This window comes from Brevibacillus sp. NSP2.1 (genome assembly GCF_000470975.2).
Taxonomy (GTDB): domain Bacteria; phylum Bacillota; class Bacilli; order Brevibacillales; family Brevibacillaceae; genus Brevibacillus; species Brevibacillus agri.
In genome coordinates, this window is record NZ_CP048274.1 from 206,404 (window position 1) to 233,394 (window position 26,991).

The 26,991-nt window shown below is 53.1% G+C and carries 23 protein-coding genes, 1 pseudogene and 1 riboswitch; of the genes and pseudogenes, 9 read left to right on the forward strand and 15 right to left on the reverse strand.

All coding sequences use genetic code 11. From position 1 onward, the window contains the following. Positions 1 to 18: 18 nt before the first annotated feature. The 3 genes from M655_RS01150 to M655_RS01160 are packed head-to-tail and all read right to left on the reverse strand — an operon-like array spanning position 19 to position 2,213. Positions 19 to 741, reverse strand: coding sequence for an amino acid ABC transporter ATP-binding protein (locus M655_RS01150; protein WP_005826823.1), 723 nt, complete (start codon positions 739 to 741; stop codon positions 19 to 21). Next, the gene (locus M655_RS01155; protein WP_007778144.1) at positions 738 to 1,394 is read right to left on the reverse strand and encodes an amino acid ABC transporter permease; all 657 of its coding nucleotides are present in this window, start codon (positions 1,392 to 1,394) and stop codon (positions 738 to 740) included. Before M655_RS01155 ends, M655_RS01150 begins: the two co-directional genes overlap by 4 nt. 45 nt (positions 1,395 to 1,439) lie before the next feature. Further along, positions 1,440 to 2,213, reverse strand: a complete 774-nt coding sequence (locus tag M655_RS01160; protein ID WP_005826827.1) for a transporter substrate-binding domain-containing protein — start codon at positions 2,211 to 2,213, stop codon at positions 1,440 to 1,442. A 93-nt stretch (positions 2,214 to 2,306) separates the two neighbouring features. On the opposite strand from M655_RS01160, the gene M655_RS01165 reads away from it, so the two are divergent. The 6 genes from M655_RS01165 to M655_RS01190 all read left to right on the forward strand — a co-directional run bounded on the left by M655_RS01165 (position 2,307) and on the right by M655_RS01190 (position 9,647). Beyond that, complete coding sequence (locus M655_RS01165) at positions 2,307 to 3,794, forward strand: alanine/glycine:cation symporter family protein (protein ID WP_286085948.1); 1,488 nt, start codon at positions 2,307 to 2,309, stop codon at positions 3,792 to 3,794. Positions 3,795 to 3,880: 86 nt separating this feature from the next. Continuing rightward, positions 3,881 to 4,666, forward strand: coding sequence for a gamma-glutamyl-gamma-aminobutyrate hydrolase family protein (locus M655_RS01170; protein WP_025846962.1), 786 nt, complete (start codon positions 3,881 to 3,883; stop codon positions 4,664 to 4,666). A gap of 77 nt (positions 4,667 to 4,743) precedes the next feature. Further along, the gene (locus M655_RS01175; RefSeq protein ID WP_005826834.1) at positions 4,744 to 5,082 is read left to right on the forward strand and encodes a zinc ribbon domain-containing protein YjdM; all 339 of its coding nucleotides are present in this window, start codon (positions 4,744 to 4,746) and stop codon (positions 5,080 to 5,082) included. A gap of 402 nt (positions 5,083 to 5,484) precedes the next feature. Continuing rightward, on the forward strand, positions 5,485 to 6,198 hold the full coding sequence (locus tag M655_RS01180) for an amidase domain-containing protein (protein WP_026557664.1): 714 nt from the start codon (positions 5,485 to 5,487) through the stop codon (positions 6,196 to 6,198). Between the two features lie 20 nt (positions 6,199 to 6,218). After that, positions 6,219 to 6,764 (forward strand): hypothetical protein, encoded by a 546-nt coding sequence (locus M655_RS01185; RefSeq protein WP_005826838.1) that lies wholly within the window; start codon positions 6,219 to 6,221, stop codon positions 6,762 to 6,764. Positions 6,765 to 6,971: 207 nt separating this feature from the next. Beyond that, complete coding sequence (locus tag M655_RS01190; RefSeq protein ID WP_026557663.1) at positions 6,972 to 9,647, forward strand: YhgE/Pip domain-containing protein; 2,676 nt, start codon at positions 6,972 to 6,974, stop codon at positions 9,645 to 9,647. 126 nt (positions 9,648 to 9,773) lie between these two features. After that, positions 9,774 to 9,973: riboswitch (cobalamin riboswitch) on the forward strand. Between the two features lie 129 nt (positions 9,974 to 10,102). On the opposite strand, the pseudogene M655_RS01195 reads toward M655_RS01190, so the two are convergent. After that, positions 10,103 to 10,522 (reverse strand): annotated as a pseudogene (locus M655_RS01195) (IS5/IS1182 family transposase); the annotation flags it as partial. 222 nt (positions 10,523 to 10,744) lie between these two features. On the opposite strand from M655_RS01195, the gene M655_RS01200 reads away from it, so the two are divergent. From M655_RS01200 to M655_RS01210, 3 genes are all read left to right on the forward strand, one after another. Then, on the forward strand, positions 10,745 to 12,148 hold the full coding sequence (locus tag M655_RS01200) for a sigma-54 interaction domain-containing protein (RefSeq protein WP_026557661.1): 1,404 nt from the start codon (positions 10,745 to 10,747) through the stop codon (positions 12,146 to 12,148). Between the two features lie 196 nt (positions 12,149 to 12,344). Beyond that, positions 12,345 to 13,694 carry a 4-aminobutyrate--2-oxoglutarate transaminase gene (gene gabT / locus M655_RS01205; RefSeq protein WP_007778180.1) on the forward strand — a complete coding sequence of 450 codons (1,350 nt, stop codon included), beginning with the start codon at positions 12,345 to 12,347 and terminating at the stop codon, positions 13,692 to 13,694. 18 nt (positions 13,695 to 13,712) lie between these two features. Further along, entirely contained in the window at positions 13,713 to 15,137 is a 1,425-nt protein-coding gene (locus tag M655_RS01210; protein WP_026557660.1) for an aldehyde dehydrogenase family protein, read from the forward strand. A 112-nt stretch (positions 15,138 to 15,249) separates the two neighbouring features. Here the strand turns inward: M655_RS01210 and M655_RS01215 are convergent, their stop codons facing one another. From M655_RS01215 to M655_RS01265, 11 genes are all read right to left on the reverse strand, one after another. Then, positions 15,250 to 16,935 (reverse strand): membrane protein, encoded by a 1,686-nt coding sequence (locus tag M655_RS01215; RefSeq protein WP_026557659.1) that lies wholly within the window; start codon positions 16,933 to 16,935, stop codon positions 15,250 to 15,252. A 23-nt stretch (positions 16,936 to 16,958) separates the two neighbouring features. Further along, positions 16,959 to 17,393 (reverse strand): divergent PAP2 family protein, encoded by a 435-nt coding sequence (locus M655_RS01220; RefSeq protein WP_007778189.1) that lies wholly within the window; start codon positions 17,391 to 17,393, stop codon positions 16,959 to 16,961. Between the two features lie 24 nt (positions 17,394 to 17,417). Further along, the gene (locus M655_RS01225; RefSeq protein ID WP_005826878.1) at positions 17,418 to 17,774 is read right to left on the reverse strand and encodes an SMR family transporter; all 357 of its coding nucleotides are present in this window, start codon (positions 17,772 to 17,774) and stop codon (positions 17,418 to 17,420) included. Between the two features lie 27 nt (positions 17,775 to 17,801). Then, entirely contained in the window at positions 17,802 to 18,728 is a 927-nt protein-coding gene (locus tag M655_RS01230) for a decaprenyl-phosphate phosphoribosyltransferase (RefSeq protein ID WP_035422928.1), read from the reverse strand. Between the two features lie 263 nt (positions 18,729 to 18,991). Then, the gene (locus M655_RS01235) at positions 18,992 to 20,779 is read right to left on the reverse strand and encodes an FTR1 family protein (RefSeq protein ID WP_026557658.1); all 1,788 of its coding nucleotides are present in this window, start codon (positions 20,777 to 20,779) and stop codon (positions 18,992 to 18,994) included. 27 nt (positions 20,780 to 20,806) lie between these two features. Next, complete coding sequence (gene efeB / locus M655_RS01240) at positions 20,807 to 22,081, reverse strand: iron uptake transporter deferrochelatase/peroxidase subunit (RefSeq protein ID WP_025846908.1); 1,275 nt, start codon at positions 22,079 to 22,081, stop codon at positions 20,807 to 20,809. 4 nt (positions 22,082 to 22,085) lie between these two features. Then, on the reverse strand, positions 22,086 to 22,973 hold the full coding sequence (gene efeO, locus M655_RS01245) for an iron uptake system protein EfeO (RefSeq protein ID WP_025846910.1): 888 nt from the start codon (positions 22,971 to 22,973) through the stop codon (positions 22,086 to 22,088). Positions 22,974 to 23,256: 283 nt separating this feature from the next. Beyond that, positions 23,257 to 23,973 carry a FadR/GntR family transcriptional regulator gene (locus tag M655_RS01250; RefSeq protein WP_026557657.1) on the reverse strand — a complete coding sequence of 239 codons (717 nt, stop codon included), beginning with the start codon at positions 23,971 to 23,973 and terminating at the stop codon, positions 23,257 to 23,259. 103 nt (positions 23,974 to 24,076) lie between these two features. Beyond that, on the reverse strand, positions 24,077 to 24,757 hold the full coding sequence (locus M655_RS01255) for a LutC/YkgG family protein (RefSeq protein WP_026557656.1): 681 nt from the start codon (positions 24,755 to 24,757) through the stop codon (positions 24,077 to 24,079). Further along, entirely contained in the window at positions 24,750 to 26,258 is a 1,509-nt protein-coding gene (locus M655_RS01260; protein ID WP_026557655.1) for a LutB/LldF family L-lactate oxidation iron-sulfur protein, read from the reverse strand. The genes M655_RS01255 and M655_RS01260 overlap by 8 nt, the downstream gene beginning before the upstream one ends. Continuing rightward, complete coding sequence (locus M655_RS01265) at positions 26,245 to 26,985, reverse strand: (Fe-S)-binding protein (RefSeq protein WP_025846918.1); 741 nt, start codon at positions 26,983 to 26,985, stop codon at positions 26,245 to 26,247. The genes M655_RS01260 and M655_RS01265 overlap by 14 nt, the downstream gene beginning before the upstream one ends. Between the last annotated feature and the right edge of the window lie 6 nt (positions 26,986 to 26,991).

The following is a 26,991-nucleotide window of genomic DNA, read 5'->3' on the forward strand; positions in this document are numbered from 1 at the left end:
TTGAAAAAGAGAAGCGAGCTACAGTACCTTGTTCAGGAACTCCCGCGTTCTTTCTTGTTGGGTGTGGAAAAACATCTGTTCAGGCGTGCCTTCTTCTACAACAATTCCTTGATCCATAAACAGGATTCGATCAGCTACCTCTTTGGCAAAACCCATTTCGTGTGTGACGATCACCATCGTCATTCCTTCCTGGGCCAAGTCTTTCATCACTTGCAAAACCTCCCCGACCATTTCGGGATCGAGTGCTGATGTAGGCTCATCAAACAGCATGATTTCCGGCTCCATAGCCAAAGCTCTTGCAATCGCCACCCTTTGCTGCTGACCGCCAGACAGATTTCGCGGGTAGACATCTGCTTTTTCTAGAAGACCTACTTTCGCAAGCAGGGCTTTTCCTTTTTCAACGGCAGATGCTGTACTGTATTTTTTGATCTTAATCAGGCCCAGCGTAATGTTTTCCAATGATGTTTTGTGCGGGAAGAGATTAAATTGCTGAAATACCATTCCGGCTTTTTGCCGAAGGGCGTTAATATTTGTTTGCTTATCCATAATGTTGATCCCGTCGATGATGATCTCACCGGCTGTAGGTTCTTCAAGAAGATTCATGCATCGGAGAAAAGTAGACTTGCCGGAGCCCGAGGGGCCGATGACACATACGACCTCTTTGCGTTTGATATGGGCGTTGATGTTCTTGAGTACATGGAGATTCCCGAATGATTTTGCCAACTGATTCACCTGAATCATCGTGCCGCCAACCTCCTTTCCAGCCAATGGGAGAACCATGTGAGCACATAGATCAGAACCCAGTAAATGACGGCAACTGTACCTAAAAACTCGAAAGCTTTGAAGTTTACCGCATAAATTGTCTGAGCCGTGAATGTAAGCTCCGCAATTCCGATGGTGGCAAGCAGTGACGTATCTTTAATGCTGATAATGAACTGGTTGACGATTGCGGGGATCATTCGCTTGATTGCTTGCGGCATGATAATGTATGCCATTGTTTGGCCATGGGTAAAGCCGATGGCTCGGCCTGCCTCCATTTGGCCTTTGTCGATGGATTCTATGCCGGCGCGAAATATTTCTACCAAATACGCCCCTGCATTAAGACTGAGAACGAAGATGCCGGCAGACACCGCATCGGTAGCTCGTCCAAACAGTAGTGGAAACACGCCGAAGTAAAAGAAAATAACTTGTACATACAGCGGGGTACCCCGAATGATGCTTACATAGACTTTCGCAATCATTTGTAGCGACTTTCGCTTCGATACACGCAAGAGGCCGAAGAAAAGTCCGAGAACAGTGGCAAAAAGCAAAGAAAGAAAAGCTACTTTTATCGTATTCTCAAGCCCTTTCAGCAAAAGGGGAGATGCGTCTGCAATCAGGTTTAATGTGTCCATGCTTCGCTTCCTTTCCTGAAAGAAATAAGGTGCAATCTGCACCCGTTAGTTTGAACCGAAGTATTTATCGTATAATTTTTGATACTCGCCGTTTTCTTTCATTTCTTTCAGGTGTTTGTTGAATTTTTCCAGAATGTCTTCTTTTCCTTTTGCAATGGCGATCCCGTATTCTTCACCTGTCAATTTGTCTCCAACGATTTTCAAGTTGGTAGCTGTTCCGGATTTGATTTTATTGGCGACAAAAGGGAAGTCGTTAATCAGCACATCGGAGCCTCCCGCTTCCACGTCCATATAGAGTGTGGCTTCATCTTCCAAAATCTTTACTTTGGCGCCTTTTTCTTTGGCGAGCTCGTTTGCTTTTTCAAGTCCGGATGTTCCTTGTTTGGCGACGATTGTCTTGTCCTTCAAGTCATCGACGGAGTTGATCGGGCTATCTTTTTTCACTACCATCACAAGGCCGGAATCAAAATAGGGGTCGGTAAAATTCGTCACTGCCTTACGATCGTCACGAATGGTGATTGAAGCTGCAGCGCCATCAACCTGTTTCGCTTGCAAGGCAGGGATAATTCCGTTGAATTTCATCTCTTTCCACTCTACTTTGAGGTTTTCTTTCGCAGCGAGTGACTCAACGAGTTCAATATCAAATCCGGTCAGTTTGCCGGAGCTGTCTCGGGAACTGAAAGCGCCTCCATCTGGAGCGACGGCAAAAATGAGAGTATTGTTTGCGCTGCCCCCGGTCTCTTGGGCTCCGCACCCTACCAATCCAATGGCTGTCAAACAGCTTACTACGAAAGAAATCCAATGTTTACGACGAAGCATAAAAACCCTCCTCTTTGAAAAAAGATACGTACTTTGTGCCTATATCATAAAAAAATAATGTAAAATAAATTTCAAAGAAATGTGTGAAAATTCGTGAAAGGTTTGGTCGTCTTGATAGAGAAAATGGCAAACTCCATCGTCAACATCCTTTGGGATATCCCCATGCCTTTTGCTATTCTTTTCGCGGGCTTCTTTTTTACGGTGGATAATCGGTTTTTTCAGCTTCGTCAGCTTTTGCATATATTTCGCCACATTTGGGGCTCCACTCGCCAAAAAACGGAAAAAACAAGCCAACGAGGAGGACTGCCTTCTTACATCGCCGGAAATATTGCCCTTGGCTGTCTGGTAGGGGTTGGATGTATAGGCGGGGTGGCTACAGCCATCTCCATCGGCGGTCCGGGAGCGGTATTTTGGATGTGGGTTGCCTCCGCAGTCGGGATGATTATCAAAATGGTAGAAGTAACTTTATCCGTCTATTACAGAACGAGAGACGAGGATGGGCAATTCATCGGGGGGGCGACTGTTTACATCGAAAAAGGTATCGGTGAAGAAATGAATGTAAAAAATTGGATGTTTCTGGTCGTGTTGTTTGTGATTGGCATGATCGCGCCCATTTTTCTCTCGATCCAAAACTACGTGGCTTCCGTCGCTATCAGCACCACGTTTCATATGAACATTCTTGGCGTATCCTTTTTGTTTGCGCTTTTGGTTTATTTCATCATTGTGCGCGGCATTCCGTATTTGGCAAGGATATTTTTATTCATAGTGCCGTTCATGATCGTGGCTTATCTTGCTTTAGGTTTCCTGATTATTTTGATGAACGTGGAAAAAGTCATCCCGACCCTGGAATTGATTATTCGGCACGCCTTTTATGGCTCGGCCGCCATCGGTGGTTTCACGGGAGCAACCTTGGCCCAGGTCATTACGATCGGGGTATCCCAGGCAGTGTACACCAGCGAATTCGGCTGGGGCACTACACCGATTGTTCATTCGACGGCCAATGTCGACCATCCGGTAAAGCAAGGGCTGTGGGGTGGTTTTGAGGTGTTTTTTACAAGCATTGTGATTTGTGGAATTACGGCTTTCGTGGTGATTTTGTCTGATGATTGGGTTTCCGGACGAACGGGGATTGAACTGGCTTTGCATTCGTTTGAACAAACATTGGGGTTAGCGGGCAAATACATGGTGACGGTCATCATTTTCTTGTTTGCACTAACGTCGGCAAGCGGCTGGTATGTGAGCAGGGAAATAATGGTAAAACACCTGCTGAATAAAAAGAAGGTCGCTAAAAAACATGTACTGAAATATTTGAAGATATTTTGCGCATTTCCCGAATTTCTCTTTGTCGTCTATGTCGTCACTTTTCACTTTCCCGACAAGGATGTATGGTTGATGACAGGCATCATGACTGCTGTACCTACCTTTATCAACATATTTTTCCTGCTGGTTCTCAGCCATCAGTTTAAAAAGCTGTTGCAAGATTACAAAGCCAGATATTTGAACATCGGGCAGATTGACGAAGATGTCCGACTGTTTTATGAAGATAAGGGAATGGCCAGCGCTACAAAGACAATTGAGTGAGCGATCACATAATTTTTTGATTTTTCTCCAGAATTTTTCCCCTAAAATCGGTCACATAAGATCAGCAGATGAAGGAGAAATGGAATGTGACGAAGCCTCTCATTGGTTGTACAACCTATTACGTCAGTGCCTTTGAGGAAAGCAAACATCGATTTGTCATTGCCCAGGACCACTTTATGTCAGCGATAGACGATCCTGAGAGTATTCATCGTGCAGGCGGAATACCTGTACCGATTCCACTCATTGATGATGACAGTTATCTGGAGTCGCTATTGGATCGTCTCGATGGCCTGATGTTTATTGGCGGGAGCGACATTAGCCCAAGCTTCTACGGGCAGCCGTATAAAAAAGGTCTTGGTCAGATCAATCCGGCCAGGGACCAGTTTGAATGGAAGCTGCTGGACAAAGCGGTAAAAAGAAAGATGCCGATATTCGGGATATGTCGCGGACTTCAACTTCTGAATGTGTATTTTGGCGGGACGCTCGTGCAAGACATTGAGCGAGGCTATTCCACGGAGATCAACCACGCCGGGTATATAGGGCCAAAATCCAGTATTGCTCACAAAGTAAAGCTTTCAAAGGAGCATGTTCTTTATCGTTGTTTTGGCAAGGAGGAGCTGGACGTCAACAGCTTTCATCATCAGGTGATCGAAAGACTCGGAGAAGGTCTGGAAGCGATTGCAACCGCAGAGGATGGCATCATTGAGGCGATTGTACATCCGCAGTATCCATTTTTACTGGCTGTTCAGTGGCATCCCGAGATGATGTTTCAGACAGATGAGGAACAACTGAAGCTGTTTATGCTATTTATCGAGTCCGCCAAGAAGAGGCGAATAGACATGGATAACCTTTGTACCTCTGCCAACCGTTAAGAAATTGGGCGGCAAGACATGTATCCAACGGGCATTTGTGTTAAAATGAGCCGTAATTGGATGGAGGTATGAAATGCATGAGTAAATTGCCAAATTGCCCGAAATGTAATTCCGAGTACACGTACGAGGATGGAAGCATGCTGATCTGCCCGGAATGCAGCCACGAGTGGACACTGCAAGCAGAAGCCGAGGACAGCGGCGAAAAAGTAATCAAGGACGCGAACGGCAACATCCTGCAAGACGGCGATACCGTAACCGTCATCAAGGATCTGAAAGTAAAAGGGAGCTCGTCGGTTTTGAAAATCGGGACGAAGGTAAAAAACATTCGTCTGGTGGACGGCGACCACGATATCGACTGCAAGATCGACGGGTTCGGTGCGATGAAATTGAAGTCGGAGTTTGTGAAAAAGGTGTAGCAACGTCAGGCCAGCTTCTGTAGAGAGGCTGGTTTTTTTTCTCATCTTGCATACGCTTCCCTCAGACGGCAGACATATAACATATAAAAAGTGGTTGAGCAACATTTTCCGTTGCCAACCACTTTTTTCAATTGGAACGGTTAAGGAAAGACAGGACAACTTCGACACGTCCCCGCGCGATAAGGTAAAACTTTTTTCGCCGCCTGTCTCGCTTTCGTGGATGACTTGCGACGAACGTCTCCGTGTTGAACAGACGGGACAGGTCTTTCATGTTGTCTGAAGCAAGGAATAGGAGAAACGAATAATAAATAGAATTAAAAAGGAAATTTATTGATTTTTTTGGGAGTTTTGACATAAAAATAAAGTGAAGATATTTTGCAAAAATTTCCTTGGAGAGGGATGATGAATTTGAAGAAGGCTTTGAAAAAAACGTTGATTTTTACGTTCTTAGGAACAACTTTACTGACTGGACAAGCATTTGCAGCACCAGAGATTATGTTTACGAATAAGGACTCGAAAATAAATAGCGATTTTGACCGAAGAGGTGCAAAAAAATACGTTGAAAAGTATGCTGAACGACCTGGGAATAAAAAGTACGCGAATTATGGAAGTAACAGCGATGGTGGTGACTGCACAAACTTTGTTTCTCAAGTATTACATGAGGGTGGAGGTCTGGATTTCCATGGAAAAGTTGGTTATAATAGGAATACAAAGGATTGGTATTATTATGGCCCTAATGTTCCCAAAAATACAAATGATAAAAAATCCCGCACATCATCTTGGACTGGAGCTCATCAATTTAGAGAACACTGGGCAGTAGTTAATGGTTCCGGAGGAGAATTTGCGTATCAGGCCAAAAAGTACTCAGTCAAAGATGCACAAAAGAACTTTAGAGACATTTACAACGATTTGTATGAAGGTGATATTGTTCAGTATGTGAACAGTGCTGGAAGAACTGTTCATTCACAAGTAGTTCATCACTTTAAGGATGGGGAAGTGTATATGGCTCAGCATTCGTTAAATGACAGTGATTATACATGGGGGACAGACCTTCCGCTAAGTGAATGGCTCGATTATGGCGGAGCATATGTTGTAACAATAAAAATCAAGAAATAAAACACTAAAGGGGTGATACCATGTTTATACAGCGAACCAAAAAACTTATCGCTGCATCAATAGGCGGTCTTGCCATTTTAGGCGTTGCAAGTTTTTTGGGGTATCAAGCATATGCGAATGATGCATCCAAAACAGAAATGCTTAAGCAAATGGAAGAAGAGTATCAAAAGCTGGCCGAGCAAGATGATCCAAATGCGCCAAGTGAAGAAAGACAAAAAATAAAAGATCTGGGGTGGGAGATAGGCAAGCTGAAAAAAGAGCTGTACCCCGAAAACCCCGAGGATGTATTGGCACGTAAGCTAGCTGGTTTCAAAGAAATGACACTCATTCATGAATCAAGCTACAAAAACAGCGATGCAGATGCAAACGACCCCGAGGTAACGAAAATGTTAGCGCAAATCGAACAGCAGAAACAACTCGTTGCAAAATTTGAAGAGAAATTGGCTTCTTTAAAAAATAGAGCAAAGATGGCAAGGCAGTCTGAAGATGCCAAAGAAGAAGCAGAACAGTTGCTGGCACAATTTCAACAGGAAAAAGATGCAATCAGTACGCAAAGCGACCAATAAGGCTACATGTACGCGAAAAACAAAGGGCGTTGCTCACCAGGGCAGCGCCCTTTTCATGAGCAGTCCAGGTGGACAGGCCAAACATAAAATGACAGGCAGCGGCTCATGCTACTACTGGCAGCTTCCTTCCCGCTTATTTCCTTTTATGGTAGACTGTCATGGAAGTATCAGATGGCCCTCATTCCTCCAAAATTAGGTGGTACATGCATGCGTTCCATATGGCAGATTTACAAAACGGACTGGATCAACATATTCAAAGTACCGACGGGAATTTTCCTCATTGTCGCGATCATCTTGCTCCCATGCCTGTACGATTGGGTCAACATCAAGTCGGTCTGGGACCCGTACGCCAATACGCAAGGCGTAAAAGTGGCGGTAACGAGCGAGGACCAGGGTGCGACGGTCATGGACAAGCAGATCAACATCGGGGACGAGCTGCTAAAGAGCTTGCAGCACAACGATAAGCTGGGCTGGACCTTCGTGACGAAGGAGGAGGCCGAGCGCGGCGTGGATCGGGGCGATTACTACGCCAGCATCCTGATTCCGGCCGACTTTTCCGAGAAAATTACCGGGATCGTCAACGGCAGACTGGACAGGCCCGAAGTGATCTATACGGTCAACGAAAAAGTCAGCGCCGTGGCTCCCAAAATCACCTCTTCCGGCGTCTCGGCCATCGCCAAGCAGATCAACGAAAGCTTCACGGAAGAGGTCAGCGAGGCTCTGCTGACAAAGCTGACGGAAATCGGTGTGAAGCTCGAGGAGCAACTGCCGACCATTCGCCGAATCGAGAGCGGTATTTTTGAACTGGAGAAAAAGCTGCCCGAGATTCATGCAGCGGGGCAAAAGGTGCTGGAGATTGAAAAGAAGCTGCCGGAAATTCACGAGAAGGCGCAAATCATCCCGGAAGTGGAAAAGCGCCTCCCGGAAATCAACCAGGCGGCCGATGCCGTGCTGAAAGTCCAGCAAAACTGGCCGCGAATCAACGAAGCCGCATCGGTTATCATCGGCATGGAAGACAAGCTGCCGACAATCGAGCAGGCGGTTGGGCGCATTGCCGAGCTCGATCAAAACTTCGGCAAAGTCGCAAGCGCGGTCACCACGGCCACAGAGAAGGCCAGTCAGGCAATTGAGATTGTTTCGGCGGCTCAAAACGCCCTGCCGCGCATTGCCGAGCTGACGGACAAAGGAGCCGATTTGGCCGATCAACTGAATCGGTTTTTTGCAACCCATGACGGCGCATGGGACACAATCGCGCCGCTGATTAAGCAAAATCTCCTGCTGGCACAGCAAGCTGCCGATGCGCTTGCACAGCTTACAGACAGGCTTTTGCAGCTCAATCCGGAGCGCTTGCCGACAGCAGAAGAGGTTCATGCCGTCCAGGACAGGCTGTCCCGAGTCGTGCGCGTGCTGGAACATACCGCAGCGCTGGTCGACAAGCTGAACGGCTACATCCCCGGACAGCCGCTGGACCGTTTGTCAGAGCGGCTGCACGGGCTCGAGGACAGGATGAATCGGCAAATCGAAATTCTCGGCACGATTGCAGACGCGCTGGAAAACGGGAAAAAGCCAGCGCGAGACTTGGTCGAGAGCCTGAACGAACTGTCGAAAAACACGAGCGCGGAACTGGGCGATATTCTCGGGCGCTACGATAGCGAAATCGTTCCGAAAATCGAGGAAGGCATTGAAAAGCTGAAGACGATCACGGGAATGTCCGCCGAGCTTTTGCACAAAGCGCAGGAAAAGCTCCCGGATATCGAGACGATTCTCAAGGAAACGAAGGCAGGTCTGGATCTGGGCCTCGCAGAGCTGAAACGAATCGAGCAGGAGCTGCCGCAAATTCAGGCGCGGGTTCACGAGTTGGCGCAAACGCTGCAAGCGAAGTCGGACGCTTTTGCCAAAGCGATTCGCACGGCGGCTCCGTTCTTGAAGGAAAACTTGCCAGCCATCGGGCAAAAGCTCGACCAGGCGGGGGCATTCATTCGCAACGATTTGCCGCAGGCGGAAGCGGAACTTGTGAAGCTGGCTGATTTTGTGCGCAACAAGCTGCCGGAGGTGGAGAACGGCGTCCACAGAGTGGCGGCGCTGGTTCGCGACGATTTGCCCAAGCTGGAGAGCGCGATTTCGCAGGCGGCAGACAAGCTGAGAGAGGTAGAGGCGAACAACAACTTCGCCGATCTCGCCAAGCTTTTGCGCGGGGATATTCAAAAAGAGAGCGAATTTCTCGCCAGCCCGGTGCAGATCAAGGAAAACCGCAAATACCCGATCCCGAACTACGGCTCGGCGATGTCTCCGTTTTACGGCGTCCTGTCGCTATGGGTCGGGGCCACGCTGCTGATTTCCCTGCTCAAGCCGGATGCGGAAAATCCGGATGGCCGCTACAAGCCGTACCAGCTTTATTTGGGCCGCTTGGGCACGTTTGTGACGATCGGTCTGCTTCAGGCATTGTGCATTACGCTTGGAGACATTTACATTCTGGAAGCTTATGTTGCGGATAAAGTCCCGTTTGTGCTTTTCGCGATGCTCGTCAGCATGGTATTCGTCACGATCACGTACACGCTGCTGTCCGTATTCGGCAACGTGGGCAAAGGCATCGCGATCATTTTCATGGTGTTCCAGTTTTCCAGCTCGGGCGGGACGTTCCCGATCAGCATGACCGCTCCCTTTTTCCAGGCATTGAATCCGTTCATGCCGTTCACCTACGCGATCAGCCTGCTGCGTGAGGGCGTAGGCGGGGTGCTGTGGGAGACGGCGACCCGGGACATTCTCTTTCTGTTCGGCTTCATCGGAATCAGCCTGTTCATCGCGCTCGCCCTGAAGCGTCCGTTGAGCGGCCTGATTCAAAAATCGATGGAGAATGCCAAGAAGACAAAAATTATCGGGTAAGCCATCAGTAACCAGCCAATCATCGTTATTGGCTGGTTTTTTCGTGTGCGTTCAATCGGGTTACCCAATTTTTAGGAAAGAATTCAATTGTTAATTTTCTGAATCGGTGGTATATTCGAGACAAACTAAATACGTGTACAAACAGGTGCAGATAAATTCACCATCTTTTATCTGCTTAAAAGGGAAGTTCGGTTAGAATCCGACGCTGTCCCGCAACTGTAATTGGGAGCGATTCGAAGATGCCACTGTTTTCGCCAGCCGAAAATGGGAAGGTTCGAAAAGCGATGAACATAAGCCAGGAGACCTGCCTGTTTGAGCACAACATCAATACCTACGAGGATAGGGGGTGTTAAGTGCGAAATGGATAGGCGTGTTTTTGATTTGGACAATCAGCATGCTTATTTGAGTATTCATTCGCCTCTTAACAACTTCTGCGGAAGTTGTTTCAGATTGGAGACAAACCCCTTTCGATCACAAGCCGTATGGAAACTGTAGGCAAAGACACGCTCTTTTTCTCCTTTTACAAACAATCCGCACTCGGGATCAGTCGTACTGACCTTCCCCTCCTTCTGTGAGCTTCTGTCTTTTTTTTCGAGTGGTTTCTTCCCATGTGCGATTCGATCTTGATTGATCTCGTCGTCCAGCAGTTCCTGATACTTTTTGCTTTGCTCTTGCACGATCTCTTTGAGGTATTTGTTCTTGTTCGCGTTGGCTTTTACATGTGTGGCATCAATGAAAAGCACTTCCGGCTCCACGAATCCATGGCTGACGGCCTCTTCCAGAATGCGAGCGAAGATTGTCTCAAACAAATTGCTATCGCGGAAGCGGCGAACGTAGTTCTTACCCAGTGTCGAGAAGTGGGGAATAGGTTGACTGGAGTCATTGCGATGCTGCATGAACACGTGTGTGGTGGATAAAATCTCAGCTTTCTGGGCATTCGTTGTTCTGGCAAGCTCTATTTTCTATAATGAGAGTAAAAAACAGGATTCAGAGACAACCGTGAAGGCAGACACGGCTTTTGGGACAAGGCAGATTTTACGGGCGGGCAAGCAAGCGGGAGCGGCGACAGCAGCCTGAGGCCAAAAGGAGGCGGACGAATGAATAATGAAGAGAGCCGGGAGCGATGGATGAGCCGCGTGCTGGAAGGCATCGTGGAGACGTCGCGCGATCATCTGCTCATCACGGACCCGGAAGGCTACATTCAGCTAGTCGGGGATTCGTCCTACGAAATGTACGGGATCGGCAAAGACGAGCTGCTGGGCAAAAACGTCATCGAGCTGGAAAAAGAAAAAGTATTTTCGCCTTCCGTCACGCGCAAGGTCATGGATACGAAGACCCCGCAGACGATGATGCAGGAAATCCCCGGGGGCCGCAAGCTGATGGTGACGGCCTATCCGTTGTGGAATGCCGATGGGAGCATGCATTCGGTCATCAGCTATTCGCACGATTTGACGGAAATTTTGGAATTGAAGCGTCGCTACGAGAGCCTGACCGAGCAATTGAAGCAGTTTGAATCCGAGATCGAGGAGCTGCGCGAGAAAAATCAGGATGGCTTCGTGGCTGTCAGTCAGCCGATGCGCGACATTGACCGCCTCATCAAAAAGGTGGCGATGGTCGACTCGACCGTGCTCATTCTGGGGGAATCGGGTGTCGGCAAAAACGTGATCGCGCGCGAGATTCACCGCAACAGCCGCCGCTTTGGCGGACAGTTCGTGGAAATCAACTGCGGGTCGATTCCGGAAGGGCTGCTGGAGTCGGAGCTGTTCGGCTACGAGGCAGGCGCGTTTACGGGCGCAGGCAAGCAGGGCAAACAAGGGATTATCGAGATGGCGAATCAGGGGACGCTGCTTTTGGACGAACTGGGAGAGCTGCCGCTGACTTTGCAGGCCAAGCTGCTGAAGGTAATTCAGGAAAAACGGCTGCAGCGAGTGGGCAGCATGCAGTACCGGGACGTGGATTTTCGCCTGATTGCCGCGACCAACCGCGACCTGGAGAAGATGGTCAAGGAAGGCAAGTTTCGCCAGGACCTGTATTTCCGGCTGAACGTCGTGCCGATTCATGTGCCCGCCCTGCGCAATCGGCCAGAGGATATTGCCGCGCTGTTGAAGCTTGTCGTGCGCACGCTCAATGAGCGGTACGGAATGAACAAGCGGCTTGATGCAGCGGCGACCCACGCCTTGATGCAGTACGCCTGGCCGGGGAACGTGCGGGAGCTGGAAAACGTCCTGGAGCGGATGGTCGTGACGGCGGACGAAGACGTGATTACGCCCCAGCACCTGCCTGCCGAAATCCGGGCGGTCGGAGAGGAGCAGGCAGCGATGGAGCCGAGTGTAGCGGCGTCGAGAATGTCGCTGCGGGATGCGCTGGAGCAGGTGGAGGAAAAATGGCTGCGCCATGCGGCAGAGCGCTGCCGGACGACAGCAGAGATGGCGGAGTTTCTCGGCATCAGCCAGCCGTCTGTCGTGCGCAAGCTGCAAAAATACCGGATTCGTTCCACTTGATTCAAAAATGAATTTTTCATTCAAAAATGAATCGGGAATTTCGTGGTCTTCAATTCATTTTTGAATAAACGTACACCGCGCGCGTGCGGCAAATGCGCTTCCGGCAAGCTTTTTCGCTTGGCACGAGTATTGCTACATATCGTCAGCGAAGGCATCACCTTGCTGTTATCAATCTCATACGAGGAGAGATCACGATATGTCCAAACAACGCAAATTCGTCAATGTAGCCGCTGGTGTACCTGGTCCGAAGGGGTCCGCCCTGATCGAGAAAAGAAAACAGTTTGTGCCAAAAGGCATCGGCAACAACACCCCGGTTTTTGTAGAGACAGCCTCCGGCGCGCTCGTGACAGACGTAGATGGCAACACGTTCATTGATCTGGCAGGCGCTATCGGCACTTTGAACGCAGGGCATTGTCCGCAGGAAGTAGTCGACGCGGTCAAAGAGCAACTGGACAAATACATCCATCCTTGCTTCCACGTAGGCATGTACGAGCCGTATGTGGCACTGGCGGAAAAGCTCGCCGAAATCACGCCAGGCAGCTTCGAAAAGAAAACGATGTTTGCCAACAGCGGAGCGGAAGCGGTGGAAAACGCCGTGAAAATCGCCCGCAAATACACCGGACGTCCCGGTATCGTATCGTTTAGCCGCGGCTTCCACGGACGCACACTGCTCGGCATGTCGCTGACCTCCAAAGTGAAGCCGTACAAATTCGAGATGGGGCCGTTCGCGCCAGCTACCTACAAGGCGCAATTCCCTTATCCGCTGAACAAGCCTGCTTCCATGACAGAGGATGAGTACGCGCAATTTTGCGTGCGCCAATTCGAAGACTTCCTCCTGACAGAAGTCGCGCCGGAAGAAGTCGCGGCTGTCATCATGGAGCCGATCCAGGGCGAAGGCGGCTTCATCGTGCCGCCAGTAGCATTCGTACAAGGCGTCTTCCAAATTTGCAAAAAGCACAATATCTTGTTCATTTCCGATGAAATTCAAACAGGCTTCGGCCGGACCGGAGCGATGTTCGCTTCGACTCACTTCGGAATCGAGCCTGATATCATTACGATGTCGAAGTCGCTTGCGGCTGGCTTGCCAATCTCTGCTGTGACAGGTCGCGCAGAGATCATGGACGCGCCAAATCCGGGGGAAATCGGCGGCACTTACGGCGGCAGCCCGCTCGGTTGCGTAGCGGCGCTCGCTGTGATCGAAAAAATGGAGCGCGAAAATTTGTCCGGGCGCGCAAAAGAGATCGGCAAGGCGATCAAGACGCATTTCCAGGCGCTGCAAGCCGAGTTCCCTGTGATTGCGGAAATTCGCGGACTGGGGGCAATGTGCGCGGTAGAGTTTATCGACCCGCAAACGAAGCAGCCTGCCAAAGAGCTTGTGGCGAGCCTGACCAAAGGCTGCTACGAGTCCGGCGTCATCGTGCTTTCCGCAGGTGTGCACAGCAACGTGCTGCGTTTCCTGTCTCCGCTGGTGATTACCGACGAGCAACTGCAAGAAGCGCTGGACATCATGACCGATGTGCTGAAAAGCCAATACGTGACCCACTAATTCATCTGGGAGGTACGCATGAAAAAGCATCTGTATATCAACGGTCAATGGAAAGGAGCAACGGAATACGCGCCGCTGTACTCGCCTTATTCCGGCGAGCTGCTGGCAGAGGTCGCCCAGGCGAACGAGGCGGATGTCGACGAGGCGATCCGCGCGGCCAGCGCCGCAGCAAAAGTGATGGCGAAGCTGCCAGCGAGCCAGCGGGCGCTGATTTTGGAAAAAGCGGTGGCGATCATGGAAGCGCGCAAAGAGGAACTGGCTGTGATTCTCGCCCAGGAAGCTGCCAAACCACTGCGCACGGGACGGGTCGAGATCGCCCGCACGATTCAGACGTACAAATTCGCGGCAGAGGAAGCAAAGCGGATTCACGGGGAAACCGTACCGCTCGATGCGGCTCCGGGAGGCGAGGGACGACTCGCTTTTACCGTGCGCAAGCCGATCGGCGTGGTCGGGGCGATTACGCCATTCAACTTCCCGTTTAACCTGGTTGCCCACAAAGTAGGTCCGGCGATTGCGGCAGGAAATACGGTCGTACTGAAGCCAGCCAGTCAGACTCCGCTCAGCTCGCTGATTTTGGCCGATATTTTTGCCGAGGCCGGATTGCCGGCCGGCGCGTTGAACATCCTTCCGGGAAAAGGCGCGGTCGTAGGCGAAAAGCTCGTCAGCGACAGCCGGATCGCCGCGATTACGTTTACGGGCAGTCCTGCGGTCGGGATTGCGATGAAAAACAAGGCAGGTCTGAAACGCGTGACATTGGAGCTTGGCTCCAACTCCGCGGTCATTATCGACCACAACGTAGAGATCACGCCAGCGTTGGTCGATCGCTGCGTGACAGGAGCCTTCTCCTTTAGCGGCCAGGTGTGCATCTCGCTGCAACGCGTCTACGTTCACCAGAGCAAGTACGAACAGTTTCTGGAAAAGTTCAAGGCAGCGACAGAAAAGCTCGTGCTGGGTGACCCGCTGCAGGAGGCAACCGACATGTCCTCCGTCATTTCCGCCAAAGATCATGAGCGGATGGGGGCGTGGGTACAGGAAGCGGTGGACGCCGGAGCGCGCGTCGTAACAGGCGGCAAAGCTGTGAGCGACCGACTTTTTGCCCCTACGATCCTGACCAACGTGAGCAGCCATTCCTCCGTGTCTTGCCAGGAGGTGTTTGGGCCAATCGTTGTCGTCACGCCGTTTGAGACGATGGACGAGGCGATTGCGGCAGTAAACGACTCCCGTTTCGGCCTGCAAGCAGGGATTTACACGAGCGATATTCATGCAGCCATGCGCGCAGCAGAAGAGCTGGAAGTGGGCGGCGTGATGATTAACGACATCCCGACCTTCCGGGTGGATAACATGCCATACGGTGGCGTGAAGGACAGCGGCTTTGGCCGCGAAGGCATCAAGTATGCCGTCGAAGAGTTGACAGAGCTGAAACTGATTGCGATCAAGCTGTAGCTGCCGCTGTTTTTCCACGAGTAAACAGGAGAGTGCAGCACCACATGAAAAAACCTTCTCAGCGTCGCTGAGAAGGTTTTTTGTTTGATCCCGTCTGTGCATACGAAGCGGGTTACTGCAAGTAGTAGATCGCCCGCGAGCTGACAATGCCTTTGACGTTTTGCTCGTCGCTGATTTTTTGCTCTACGAACGGAATCCCGGCTTCCTGCAGCCGCACGCGGTTAGCGTTGAAGTGGCGGAAATCGACGACCATCGTCTTGTTCGCAGCTTTGATGTCTTGTAACTGCTGCCGCGCCATTTCGTTGACGGATTTTTGCGCCAGCAGATGTGCACTGCCAACCAGCAGCATGTTGACGAACATGACGCCGACCAGGAGCGTGCTTCCGTAGCGCAACAAGGCAGAGCGCGCCTCCCAGCCTGCCAATGCCACGAGAACGGGAATCAGCCAGAGCTGGGGAACATACCGCGCCCACCAGCTTTCCGGGTTGACGAGCACCGTGGCGAGCAGGATGCCGCTCGCGATGAAAAACGGCACGGCTTTTCTCCGCTCCGGGTCTACAAGCAAGCCAAGCGCGAGCAGGAGGGCGATCAGCACGGCTCCCCCGAACCATGGCCCGAAGCCTGCCACGCGGACGTCCGGGGAGAGAAACACTTTCAATTCCGGAGTCGAGACAGTAAAGGGCCATTTTAGCGTCGTTTCTTTTGGCGTGGCGATGTTTTCTGATTTGGCGAACAGCGAAATCGCGAGCTTGCTCACCGGGTTGATGCCTTTGAAATCATGCGGGCTGTTCGAGGTCATAATATCGACCGCGCCTTTGCCCGCCAGCGGATAAAACGGATGCCCTTTGGCGAGCGTGTTGGTGACGTACGGATTGTAGCCCACTACCAGGACGGTGATAACCAGACTCGCCGCGAGCCACGCCAGGAGGCTTTTCCAGCGCTTTTGCCGATCGTAGAAAAAGAAGAGCACCAGCAAGGCGCAGCCGAGCAGCACGGCGTACACCAGCGCCGTGAATTTGATCTGTGCCAGCAGCATGAGCGCCGAGCAGAGAGCCAGCATGATCCAGGTGTGATAGCGCTTGAGCAGCAAGTACCCGAGCGCGCAGATGATGAGCACGAGCGAGCCGAGCTGTCCGTCAATGTAGTAGGACGTAGCCTGCGTGACGCTGACCGGATTGTCGGCCAAAAGCAGCGCCAGGACGATCCCCAGCCCTTTTTTCGCGGGAAAGGCGACGCTTATGGCGGCCAGACTGAAGAAAAAGGAAGCGGCCATGAGCAGCAGGTTGAATATTTTCCCGACTTCAATCTGGTCGGTCACCTTGTACATGACGGCATCCAGCATCCACGGCCCTTTGGCGTAATGATTGATCCAGAGGTGGAACGCGGACAAAATCTCCTTGTTGTCCATTTCCTCGATTGGCTTGGCGAGCGGCTTGAGCACGGGCGCGTCGTGGACCGGATTCCAGCCGTTTTTCAGCAAAATGATCGCTTCCTGGTGATAGGTCTGCCCGTCAAAGGAAAGGTCGAACGTATTGGCGCTGATGTACCAGCTACTTCCGACGACGAGGCCAAGTCCCGCGAGCAGGGCGAGCAGCCAGGTTGGACGGCGGAGAGGCACAAATACGGCCGTCATGGCGAGCATGCAGGCCAAAGCGGCGAAGACGGCGAGCCAGAAGCTGACGGCCGTGACCGGGATGCCCAATAAAAAGAAAATCGAGGTACAAAGCACGATCGCGGCCATAAAAAACAGCAAAGCGGCCCCGATCAAAAACGAATACGTTGCAGTACGGTTATTCATCTGTATGTCTCCTGTTTTGCAAGCTAAAGGACTGGGAAGGCGCCAGCCAACAGGTGCAGGAGCGTGGCGAGCATGATCCCCAGCACCAGCCCTCCGGCAATTTCCCATCTGGTATGGCCCATGCTCTCGCGCAGCGGCGTGGGCAACAGGCTGCCAGGGTGCTCCTTTGCCAGCTTGTTGAGTGCGGCGGCATGCTTGCCTACGGCTCGGCGCAGCCCGGTTGCGTCAATGATGACAATAAACGTCACCGCCACGCCCAGACCGAAAACAGGATGAGTGAAGCCCTCCTGCAAGCCGATCAAAAACACGGTGGTGACCATGACGGTCGTGTGCGTGCTGGGAAAGCCGCCGTTTCCGACCATCTTTTTCGCTTCTGGTCCAAAGCGAAGGTAATTTATCAAAAATTTGGTTACTCCGGACACAAGCCAGCCAATAAATGGCGCGATCGCATAAAACATGGGCAAGCTCCTCTTTCTTGGTGATTACGATTGGGAAATGACAACCACGCCAACGACGATGATCGCCAGCCCGACGATACGTGTGAGCGACAGCGGCTCGTGAAAGATCAAAAAGGACAGCCCGGCTACCAGCACGTACCCGAGGGCCGCCATGGGATACGCGTAGGAAAGCTGCACTTTTTCCAGCGCGGCGATCCAGATGAACGCAGACAGTCCGTAAAGCGCAAGCCCCGCCATGATCGGCAGGTTGGTGAAATAATGCAGAAACTTCAACAGCAGCATGTCATTGTTGCCGGACAGCGAGGACGCCCCCATTTTCATGGCAATCTGACCGCTGGCGCTGAGCAGCACCGAGATGAGGATGAGAACGATAGATGGCATAGTGTGATCCACAACCTGTCTGTGTGATTAATATTCAAAGGTGTAAATGATGCCCGCTACGGTGATGGCGTAGAGCACGACTGTGATGAGAATCGGCTTGTCCTGCAGCAGCACTTTTTCAGGACTGCCGCCTTTGTCTGTGATCGTAATCAGGTACAGGTAGCGGAAAATGCCGAAGATCACGAACGGGATTGTCCACATCAGATGAATCGTGCGTCCCGAAGTAAAGGTGAACAAGCTGTAGCTGATAATCGTCGCCGTAGTGACAATTGTATTGAGCTGATTCAACAATTCGGACGAATAGCTGTCCAGTACTTTGCGATGCGTTCCTTTGTCCGCTTGCAGCAGAAGCAGCTCGTGGCGCCGTTTGCTGATCGCCAAAAACAGGGCCAGCAGCATGGTGCAGAGCAAAAACCACGGCGTGAACGGCGTGTTAATCATCAGGCTGCCGCCGATGGCCCGCAGCACAAACCCTGCGGAAATAATCATGACGTCGAGAATGACTACGTGCTTGAGCTTGAGCGAATAGGCGACATTGAGCACAAAATAAACAGCGAGGACAACCCCGAACAACCGATCAAAGTAAAAGGCGGAAAAAAGCGAGCCAGCCAACAGCAGCGCACCAAACGCCAGGGCAAGCGCAGGCGGCAGGGTGCCGGAGGCCATGGGCCGAAACCGCTTTTCCGGGTGGTTCCGGTCGTTTTTGATGTCCACGAAGTCGTTCAGGATGTAGACGCAGCCGGATACAAAGCAGAACAACAAAAACGCGAACAACGATTTGCCAATGACATCCGTGCTGACTTTGTGCAAGGAAAAGAGCAGTGCTGCGAAGACGAGCAAATTTTTCGTCCACTGGTGTGGGCGCAATTGACGAATCAGCAGGTAGACGATATTTTGCCGGACGCGGGAAGCCGTTTTCACGTCAACTTTTACGGAATTAGATGTTACCCCCATATTTCTCTCCAATCCAAAAAGAATATTGCTATCCTCCTAATGACGAAAAATGTAAATGGAAAGTTACACCTCGCCAATATAACGCTTCATTTTTGCGTAAAATTTGTGGTTTGTCCATATCTTATGGATATTTTGTAAAATTTTGTAACTGGTCATTCGGAGGCGGCGGACGGTGGGGCAAATGGTTGGCGACCTCACGAAAAAACGCAGCTTCTGGCAAAGCGGAGTGCCAGCAAGCTGCGTTTTTTTCCCTTCTGTTCCGGTCAGTTTACGCGTGGGACCCTTTTGGCTGGCCTTTTCCACGAGTAAATCGACAAGTTGAGCAAAATGACGGCCAGGATGACAAGCTGCGGAATCGTCGTCTCCCAGTTCGCATAAATGCCGAGGTCCGGCAGGTGGAGCAGGAAGTCCTCGCTGTGCGCAGGCAGGGTGCCTGTGACCTGTAGCGCATGGATGCTGACCCCGATAAACTTGAAGGCCATGTAGTAAAGCAGCAGGCTGGCGACGAGGAAGAACGGACGGACAGGAATCCGCGCGCTCAGCCTGATGATGACGAAGCTGATGACGGCGAGCACGACCAGCGCTCCGACGATGCCGAGCATCAGGTCGGTCATGGAAATCGTCGCGGCCATCCCCATGTAAAAAATGATCGTTTCCGCGCCTTCGCGGACGACAGCGAGAAACGCAGTGAAAGCAAGCGACCAGAGCGCGCCTTTTGCCAGCGAGGAGCCGATTGATTTTTGCACAAAATCGTTCCACGCCTGCAAATTCGACTTTTTGTGGAGCCAGGCGCCGATGGTCAGCATGAAGAACACGGCAATGAGTCCGGTAATGCCTTCGATTGTCTCGCGGGAGCTGCCTGTCGTGAGGTTGGAAAAGACGATGCTGAGCACGACGGCGAGGATCGCCGAAGCCGCTACCCCGAGCGCGGCGCCTGACCAAATCCATTTGCGCTTGTCCGCATTGCCTGATTTTTGCAGGAAGGCGAGCAGCGACACGATAATCAGTATCGCCTCCAAGCCTTCGCGGAACAAAATCAGTCCCGCATCCCAGGCGGTGTAGGAGGAAGCGGTGGCGAACGGCTCCAGCTCTGCCTTCATCTCAGCGAGCAGGGCGGCTGCTTTGTCCCACTGTGGCGGGCTGGACAAAATCAGCGTCGGTACGGCGACCATCTTGGCTTCTATGCTGCTGTAGGTCGCGGGCGATTTGGTCATGACCACGCCTTCCACCAGAGGCCATGTGGCGATGAAGGTGTCCATTTTTCCGGCCGCTTCCTCCGCGTTCTGGCTGGCGATGTCCGCCTCCACAGAGCCGATGAGTTCAAGCAGGGTGGAGATGGACGGCTGCTCTGTGGAGTCTGTCGCCCCCGCCGCCTGCTGCCCGGCTTTTCCTGACACGTAGTCTTGGACCGCTTGCAGCAGCGATTGCAGCTTTTCCGTACTTTTTTGCGGATTGGGCGGCTCGGTGTTCAAGGCGATGCGTGCGCCGCTTATTTTCACTTCCATATCGCCGTAGACGGCGGCGTTTTCCGAACGAACGAGGCTTTCGGCTTTGTACCAGCCTTCGACGAAGCTGTTGTACTGCTGCTTGGCTTGTGTCCAGTCGCTTGCTTCGATTGCAGCCAGGCTTTTTTCCAGAAAAGGCAGCAGGGCAGCGATTTGCTTGTGCGCCTTTTCTTTTGGCTGTGCCGGTGATTCCTGGGCCGTGACGTAGCGATCGGCGGCTTTGGCCAGGTTGGAGATGGCTGCGGCCGCGTCCTCCGGCTTGGACTGTACCTGGGCGAGAGCTTGCTCGGCTTGCGCGATGGCAGCCGACAGCGCCTGTGCGTCTGCTGAAGTATCCTCTGCGTTCGCAGCCCAGATCGTCTTCATGCTGGCAACGGCTTTTGTCGCTTCGTCCCAATTTTTATCGCCGCTGCTGATGAGCGCGTCGCTGGAGAGGGCGATCAACTGTTTGAGCTGCTCGGAAGCAAGTGGCGCTGCGAAGGCAGACGACAGCCCGGAGAGAAGCAGCAGCAGGCAGAGGAAAACGGAAAAAAGATAGCGTTTCAAGGGATTCACTCCATCCTTGCTAGTTGGTTAAAACAGTGTGTCTCCGATGTAGCCGCCTTCGCTGGCGCCCGGCAGACAGGCGTACAGGCCGCTGCCGACGTGGGTAATGTATTCGTTGAGCAAATCGACAGATGCGAGCTTTTGTTGCATCGGGATAAACTGCTTGCGCGGGTCGCGGTTGAAGCAGATGAACAGCAGTCCGGCGTCCAACTGCCCGGTCCGCGCATCCAGTCCGCTCGAATAAGAGTAGCCGCGGCGCAGTATTTTGACTTTGCCCTCCATGTGGGCGAGAGCGACGTGGGAGTCAGCCGGAATGACCGGATTGCCGTTAGCGTCCTTGCGATCCAGCTCCAGATCGTCGAACTCGTTTGTTTTTCCGAGCGGCGCACCGGAGTCGCGATGTCGGCCAAACGTATTTTCCTGGTCGTCCAGGGCAGAGCGGTCCCAGACCTCGATCCGCATGCGGATTCTACGCATGACCATGTAGCTGCCGCCAGTCATCCAGGCCGGTTCGTCGGAAGGTTGCACCCAGACGACTTCATCGGCTACAGCCGGGTCGCTGACCTTCGGGTTGTTGGTTCCGTCCTTGAAGCCCATCAAATTGCGCGGGGTAGAACCGCTCGGATCGGCTGCGCCCGTGCGCTGAAAGCCTTCCTGAACCCAGTGGAGGACAGCTTTGCCGCGCGCGATGCGGGCCAGGTTGCGCAGCGCGTGAAAAGCCACCTGCGGATCGTTGGCGCACACCTGGACGACGACGTCGCCGCCAGACCATTCCTTGCGTATTTCATCGCTGTTGAAGCGGGGCAAGTCGACCAGAGCGGCGGGCCGTTTGCCAGACAGTCCGAAGCGCTCGTCGAAGAAGGAAGCGCCGAGTCCAAACGTAATCGTCAGGCGCATCGGGTTCAGCCCCGCGCTCTCGCCTGTATCGGCGGGCGGGAGGTGAGGGCTGCCGCTTTCCTCGTCCGCGGTTTTGCCAGCCGTCAAGCGGGCTGCTGCTGCGGTCCAGCTCTGGAACAGCTTGCGCACATCGTCGAGCGAGGTCGTCGTTAAATCAAAAGCACCCATGCAGATAAAATCCTGCATAGGTGTAATGATCCCGGCCTGATGCTTGCCGTAAAAAGGAATGATGCCGTCGGCAAGCACAGGCGCTGCAGCGGCTTTTTCGCTGGAAGAAGCGGACGGCAGCAGCGATTTCACGCCGGTAGCGCCGAGAATCAGCCCGAGTCCGCCGACACCCGCCAGCTTCAGTGCCTCGCGACGTGTCAGCTTTGTGTTGTCGCTTGCGGGATGCTTGTTTTCCATCAGGTTAGCCCCCAATGATCGTGCCCATTTTGGACAGTGGTTCAGCCAGGGCATCGAGAGACTGGCTCAGTTTTTTCACCTGGTCTTCCTTCAACTCGGTGTACAACACGTAGCCGTTGTCCTTGCGGTAAGGCGCGAGCGCTGCGTCAAGCTCGGCAAAACGGGTTTCGATCTCTTTGGACAAAGCTTCGTCCTTGGCATCGACAGCAGGCTTGAGCACTTTGAAAATCTCGTGTGCGCCCTCTACGTTTGCCGCGAAATCGTACAGGTCGGTGTGGGAGTAGCGCTCTTCCTCGCCTGTCACCTTGCTGGTCGAAACTTCGTTCAAAAGCTCTACTGCGCCTGTTACGAGCATTTTCACGTCGATATCCACGCTCTCGACTTTCACGCGCAGTTGCTTGACGTCTTGCAGAAGCTGGTCTGCCACCGGGCCTTGGTCAGCGACGGACTTGGTTTCCCAGAGAGCTTTTTCCAATTTGTGATAGCCGCGCCATTCGTTATCGGGAACATCGCCTTCGCGAGCATCAATCCACGGGTCGAAGTCGCCGAGCGATTCCGCGATCGGCTCGATTCGTTCAAAGTAGGCGCGAGCTGGCGCGTACTCGCTTTTCGCTTTTTCCATGTCGCCAGCTTTGACGGCGGCCGTAAAGCTTTCCGTCGCTTTTACCAACTGGTCTGTCTGTTCAATGACCCATTTGCGGTAGGCGTCGATGGGAGCTTGCAGGTCTACGGCAGCGGTGTTCGCGGCGGTTTCGGCAGCGGCTGGCTTGTCCGGTTGAGCGGCTTCAGGCTTTTTCTCTTCCTTTGCCGTCTCGGTGCTGCCGCAAGCAGACAACAAGAGAGAAGATCCGAGCACAACGGCGGACAGCGGGTAACCCCATTTTTTCATCATCTGAAAACATCCCCTTAATTACCATATAAGTAGATTCTTATACATTGATAATAAAAATCATTATCATTCAGGAAAAATGTAAACCTTTCTTTGGCGGTTTGCAATATTTTTTTGTACAGAGAAGAATGTATAAGATTCTTATCCAGTATCAGCGCAACTAAGTCTGCGCCAAGTTTTCTGACAGGCTTGCCTACCGGTTTATTTTGCATGCCGGAACGAGGGGGGAGCGAGACAGAAAAAAAGGCCGCCGAGTCCGTTGCTCGACAAGCCTTTTGCGCGGGGTTCAATCAGCCAAATACTTCAGGAGAATGCTCTTTTCGTGGAGCAGATGTTCCTTCATCCTGGACTGGGCCGCTTCGGGGTCTTTGCTCTTGATCGCTTCGTAGATCGCTCTATGCTCGTGGAAAAACTGCGCGGAGACGGAGTGGTTCGAGTAAATTTCCATTCTGCGAGTCTCGCGAATGCCGATTTCCATTTGGTGGGAGAGCGATTCAAACAGATGCGCCAGGATGGAGTTGTGGGTGGCTTTGGCGAGTGTCAGGTGAAAAAGCAAATCGGTGCGCTCGCCTACTTCCTCGTCGCCGACGTGCTGCTCCATTTCCGCGAGGATGGCTTCCAAGGAGTGCAGGTCGTGATCGTCACGCTTGAGTGCAGCGATAGCGGCGTTGGAGACTTCCAGCGATTTTCGCACCTCGATCAGTTCGAGAATGGTTTGTTTGTTCGTTTGCAAGCCGCTGAGATCAGGCAGCAGGCTGTGCGCAGGGGAGGGGATGCTTCTTACCGTGCAATTGCCGCCCTGGCGAATCTCAATCAGCCCCATCGCCTTCAAGGCACTGAGCGCCTCGCGCGTGGTGGAGCGGCCGACGTCGAATCGCTCCGACAGCTCCTTGGTGGAGGGGAGCTTGGCTCCGGATGGCAGCTCTCCGTTGAGAATGAGCGCTTTTAACTGCTCGGTGATGTGTTCGTAATGGTTTTTTTTGGCGAGCCTAGAGAGATCCATTTCAACACTCCTGTACAATCCGGTTTTTTCCAAAAGCTATTGTAACACGTGACGACGCCGGAAAAAGAGCGCGCTTCCCGCAGGCCAGGGCGCGACCGGGTGCTTAGCCGACGAGCAAAACAAACACGACGCCAGGGCCGTGCACCCCGATGGTCAGATCGTTTTCGATATCGGCGGAACGGCTGGGGCCGGAGATGAAATGAATCCCGGCAGGAAAGTCTGCGAGCTCGCGTCCGTCGTAGGCAGCCAACGCTTCCCCGAGCCTTGTCCGGAGCCGCTCTGCGGGGAGGATGGCGATAAACACGGCAGGCAGCAGGCTGACCGAGCGTCCGCTGTTTTCCGACGAGGTCACGACGACCGTTCCGGTATGCGCGACGCCGCAATCGACGAGCGCGATGCCGATATCGGCTTGGGCTGCCTGTGCCAGCAGCACGTCGCGATTGGCTGGATGCCAGACGGTGAAGGTGGAGTCGGGCAAGCTCTCGGATAGCCCGAGCGCGAGCAGCTCTGGCTGGTTTTGCAAAAGAAACTGGCGGGCCTTCAGTTCGGCCGCTTTTTCCACGATGAACTGTTTGGCTTCACGCATGGTCGCAAAACGGCAGAAGTGTCCGCCAGCTTTTTGCCAATTGTCGCGGAAAAGCGCGATCTTGTCCTCCAGCGCAAGCGCGTGGGTTCGCCAAAAATCAGGAGCGCCTTTGTACGGGTGCACAGGCGGCGAAGCGGGCATCGGCCTGCCCAGTCGGTTTGTAATCATTTGAATGAAGGCTTTTTGCGCGTCACTCATGGTCGTCGACTCTCCTTTCGCGTTTGCGCAGTTCCTCTTCCAGCCGGGCTTGTAGCTGCGGGCTTAGTTCCTTGCGTTCGTCGCCGAGCACGTGCGCCAGGGCAGGCCACTTTTCGCGAAAAGACTGCGCAGGGATCGCAGGCGTGTGCCGATACTTGCTCCAGCCTTGCAAGGGTCCGCGCTTCGCTTTGATGGCAAAGTCGTGCAGCCCCAGCTTTTGCCCGAGCCTGCCCAGCGTAAGGACCCGCCTGAGCCGTCTGTGGTCGGACATGATGTAGCGAAAGCCTTTCATGGCCCATGCTTCTTCGGGGGCGGTATTGCCTGCTTCTGCCTTGCGCTTGCGCAAGTAGACGAGCATGTCGTGCAGCGGAATTTTGACCGGGCACGCTTCGTAGCAGGCGCCGCACAGGCTGGAAGCGTAGGCGATGTCGTCCCACTCCGCCACGTTTTTTTGCAAGGCAGGCTTGAGTACAGCCCCGATTGGCCCGCTGTACGGCCCGCCGTAAGCGTGTCCGCCAATGTGCCGATACACGGGACAGGCGTTGAGGCAGGCTCCGCAGCGGATGCAGTTCAACAGCTCCTGAAAATCCGGGTCGCCGAGCTGCAGCGAGCGGCCGTTGTCGACGATGATGATGTGCATTTCCTCCGGCCCGTCGCTGTCTAGGGCGCGGCGCGGTCCACTGATGCCGGACATGTAGACGGTCAGCTTTTGCCCGGTGGCGGAGCGCGGCAGGAGCGTAGCCATGACCTCCAAGTCAGCCCAGGTCGGAATGATGCGCTCCATGCCCATGAGCGAGATTTGCGTTTTCGGCACAGTGCTGACCATCCGCGCATTGCCCTCGTTTTCAAACAGGACGATGGAGCCTGACTCGGCGATGGCGAAGTTGACGCCCGTCATGCCGATGTCTGCTTCGAGGAACTTTTCGCGCAGCTTCCGGCGCACAAACCCGGCGAGCACGGCCGTATCGGGGGGCATCGACTCGCCTGCTTCTTTCGACAAAAGCTCCGCGATTTGCGTCCTGTTTTTGTGGATGGCGGGGATGATGATGTGCGACGGTCCTTCTTTCGCTAATTGAATGATGTATTCGCCGAGATCGGTTTCGATCGACTCGATGCCTTGTGCTTTCAGCGCTTCGTTGATGTGTACTTCTTCGGACACCATCGACTTTGACTTGACGACGGTGCGCGCTCCGCGTTTCTCGGCGATGGCGAGCGTGATCGCCGCCGCTTCTTCCGCCGTGTAGGCAAAATGAATCTGGGCGCCGTTCGCGCGGGCGTTGTCGATGAACTGATTGAGGTAATAGTCGAGGTGGGCGATCGTATGCAAGCGAATTTGCCGTCCGCGCTCGCGCCACTCCTCCCAGTTGCCTTGCTCTGACGCTGCTAGCTGCTTACCGTCCCGCAGCCGCTCGGTGGTGTATTTGACCGCATTGCGCAAAAATTCGTCCTGCAAAGCCGCCCTGGCCCTGTCTGCAACGGATGCTTCCTTAGCGCTTTTCACCGTTTTTCACTCCCTCGTACAGTAATTCAGCCAGATGCATCACGCGCACAGGCTCTCCGCGAAAGCGCAGGTTGCCCGAGATGTTGAGCAGACAGCCCAGATCAAGGCCAACGAGCACCTCTGCTTCTGTCTCCAGGACGTGATCGGCCTTTTCCGTCACCATCGCCCCTGATATTTCGCTCATTTTCACGGCAAAAGTACCGCCGAAGCCGCAGCAATCTTCCGCAAACGGAAGCGGAACCAAATCGAGTCCCCGAACTTGCTGTATCAGTTGCAGCGGCTCCTCGCTGACGCCGAGCAGGCGGCTCCCGTGACAGGAGGGATGGTAGGTAACCTTGTGCGGAAAAACAGCCCTCAAGTCCGTGATGCCCAACACGTTCACGACAAACTGGGTAAACTCGTACGTTTTGTCGCGCAATTGCTCCGCTTTTTGCCGCAAGACAGGGTCGTGCTCGAACAGCTTCGGGTAGTAATGATGAATCATGCCCGTACAGGAGCCGGACGGAGAAATGACAAAGTCGCTGTCGTCAAAAGCCGCAAGCAATGTTTTGGCCGCAGCTCTGGCCTCGTCCCAGTATCCGCTGTTAAAGGCCGGCTGACCGCAGCACGTCTGTACATCGGGAAACTGCACTTGCACGCCGTATCCGGCAAGCAGGCGAACCATCGCTTCTCCCACCTGCGGATACAGGGCGTCACTCAAACAGGTAATGAACAGAGAGACTTTCACGCGATC

Coding starts and splice junctions, on each gene's coding strand:
- M655_RS01150 (WP_005826823.1), bottom strand. CDS start 741: ATGATTCAGGTGAATCAGTTGGCAAAATCATTCGGGAATCTCCATGTA.
- M655_RS01155 (WP_007778144.1), bottom strand. CDS start 1,394: ATGGACACATTAAACCTGATTGCAGACGCATCTCCCCTTTTGCTGAAA.
- M655_RS01160 (WP_005826827.1), bottom strand. CDS start 2,213: ATGCTTCGTCGTAAACATTGGATTTCTTTCGTAGTAAGCTGTTTGACA.
- M655_RS01175 (WP_005826834.1), top strand. CDS start 4,744: ATGAGTAAATTGCCAAATTGCCCGAAATGTAATTCCGAGTACACGTAC.
- M655_RS01180 (WP_026557664.1), top strand. CDS start 5,485: ATGAATTTGAAGAAGGCTTTGAAAAAAACGTTGATTTTTACGTTCTTA.
- M655_RS01185 (WP_005826838.1), top strand. CDS start 6,219: ATGTTTATACAGCGAACCAAAAAACTTATCGCTGCATCAATAGGCGGT.
- M655_RS01190 (WP_026557663.1), top strand. CDS start 6,972: ATGCGTTCCATATGGCAGATTTACAAAACGGACTGGATCAACATATTC.
- M655_RS01200 (WP_026557661.1), top strand. CDS start 10,745: ATGAATAATGAAGAGAGCCGGGAGCGATGGATGAGCCGCGTGCTGGAA.
- gabT (WP_007778180.1), top strand. CDS start 12,345: ATGTCCAAACAACGCAAATTCGTCAATGTAGCCGCTGGTGTACCTGGT.
- M655_RS01210 (WP_026557660.1), top strand. CDS start 13,713: ATGAAAAAGCATCTGTATATCAACGGTCAATGGAAAGGAGCAACGGAA.
- M655_RS01215 (WP_026557659.1), bottom strand. CDS start 16,935: ATGAATAACCGTACTGCAACGTATTCGTTTTTGATCGGGGCCGCTTTG.
- M655_RS01220 (WP_007778189.1), bottom strand. CDS start 17,393: ATGTTTTATGCGATCGCGCCATTTATTGGCTGGCTTGTGTCCGGAGTA.
- M655_RS01225 (WP_005826878.1), bottom strand. CDS start 17,774: ATGCCATCTATCGTTCTCATCCTCATCTCGGTGCTGCTCAGCGCCAGC.
- M655_RS01230 (WP_035422928.1), bottom strand. CDS start 18,728: ATGGGGGTAACATCTAATTCCGTAAAAGTTGACGTGAAAACGGCTTCC.
- efeB (WP_025846908.1), bottom strand. CDS start 22,081: ATGGAAAACAAGCATCCCGCAAGCGACAACACAAAGCTGACACGTCGC.
- efeO (WP_025846910.1), bottom strand. CDS start 22,973: ATGATGAAAAAATGGGGTTACCCGCTGTCCGCCGTTGTGCTCGGATCT.
- M655_RS01250 (WP_026557657.1), bottom strand. CDS start 23,973: ATGGATCTCTCTAGGCTCGCCAAAAAAAACCATTACGAACACATCACC.
- M655_RS01255 (WP_026557656.1), bottom strand. CDS start 24,757: ATGAGTGACGCGCAAAAAGCCTTCATTCAAATGATTACAAACCGACTG.